Origin of the sequence: Myxococcus sp. AM011 (genome assembly GCF_013372595.1) — a bacterium.
GTDB lineage: Bacteria > Myxococcota > Myxococcia > Myxococcales > Myxococcaceae > Myxococcus > Myxococcus eversor.
In genome coordinates this window covers 1-1,475 of the sequence record NZ_JABXEM010000548.1, presented here as the reverse complement: position 1 = coordinate 1,475, position 1,475 = coordinate 1, and the positions used below count along the sequence as shown (strand labels likewise).

Annotated in this window: 1 protein-coding gene and 1 pseudogene; both read left to right on the top strand. The window is 70.0% G+C overall.

The features are described 5' to 3' along the window. Positions 1-265 precede the first annotated feature (265 nt). Positions 266-805, top strand: coding sequence for an N-acetyltransferase (locus HUW62_RS47225; RefSeq protein ID WP_163864108.1), 540 nt, complete (start codon positions 266-268; stop codon positions 803-805). 261 nt (positions 806-1,066) lie between these two features. Next, positions 1,067-1,475: pseudogene (locus HUW62_RS47220) on the top strand (twitching motility protein); the annotation flags it as partial.

The following is a 1,475-nucleotide window of genomic DNA, read 5'->3' as shown; positions in this document are numbered from 1 at the left end:
GGGATGAGGAGGCCAGCCCTCCGTGAACGACGACCCCGGTTTTATAGTGGGAAGGCGCCCGGCGCGGAAGGCCGGCTGGGTGCCAGCCGTGGAAGCGATGCCCATCCTTGGAATGGGACGGGCCATGCCCGGGTTGACCGGAATCCGGCCCTCACATCCACGGGGGAGGCAATCTCCTCACTTGGGAAGACAATGTGCGCGGAATGACCGCGTGCACCGGTGGCGGGGGTGCGGTTAGGATCGCAGAGCGACGGAGGAGATGGCGATGACGATGAAGCAGGTGGACCCGGGCGTGGAGATGGCCCCAGCCCCGGTGCTGGAAGCGGCGGTGGGCCTCCCCAATGACCTGACGGCGGCGGTGAAGTTCACCCTGCCCACCGACGAGGACATGACGGCGGTGGCGGCCCTGCGCGCCAGCTCCGAACCCTGGAAGAGCCGGGGTGAGACGCAGGAAGACAGCCTCAAGGCCCTGGCCCAGCTCAAGCCCTACATCCACGTGGCGAAGCTGCAGACGCAGATCGTCGGCTACGTCACGGTGGAGCGCGACGGCCCGGTGCCCGGCGCCGCGTACCTGCGCAACATCGTGGTGAAGCAGGAGCTGCGCAAGAAGGGCCTGGGCGCCGTGGTCCTGGAGCAGGCGCTCCGAGCCGCGCGCGACATGTACCGCAAGACGATTGCGCTGCGAGTGGACCCGTCCAACGCCCCCGCGGTGAGCTTCTACCGCAAGGCGGGCTTCACCACCGTGGCCACGGTGGTGTCCAAGAAGTCCGGCAAGCTCCGGCTTCTGATGTCCCGCGAGCTGTAGTTCGCGCGCCCCTGGCTGGCGGGGGGCCGTGCGCCTCCCGCCGCCACCGCTCCGAGCGGGCCCTTGGGCCCCGGAGTCCCCCTCTCACATTTCACATCCAGGCAGGTGTCGACTCTCTGCCTCGACGGGGTGGGTGTGGAGCCCACCGCGCGCGGCGATGCGTGGGACGTACGTCCAGGGGGTGGGCGCTTTTGCGCCAATGTCGACTATCCTGCGGTCCCCCGCGCTCCGCGCTCTGTCACAGCTCGAGTTCGAATCCGCATGAAACCCCTTGCTGAGCTGTTGCGCCATCTGTCGCGGCCCGGAGTGACGGAGCTGACCCTGGCCACCGGGCGTCCTCCCATGATTCGCGGCAGCAACGGCTACGAGCCGGTGGACCCCGCCGCCGTGACGACGGACGACGTCGTCCGAGCCCTCCAGGCCATGGTGGGAGTCGCGCGCGCATCCAGCGTCTCCGACTCGCCCTCCAACTGGTCCGTCAACGCCAATGGCCTGGGCTCGCTGTCCATTGCCGCCGTGCGTCGAGGGGACTTGATGCACCTGCGGCTGTCTCGCGCGGCGGAGGCCTCCACCGCGCCCGCGGCGGCCCCGCCCGCCGCCGCTCCGGCTCCAGCGACACGAGCCGCCCCCGTCGCCCAGGGGTATGCCGCGCCATCGGCCGGGTATGCGC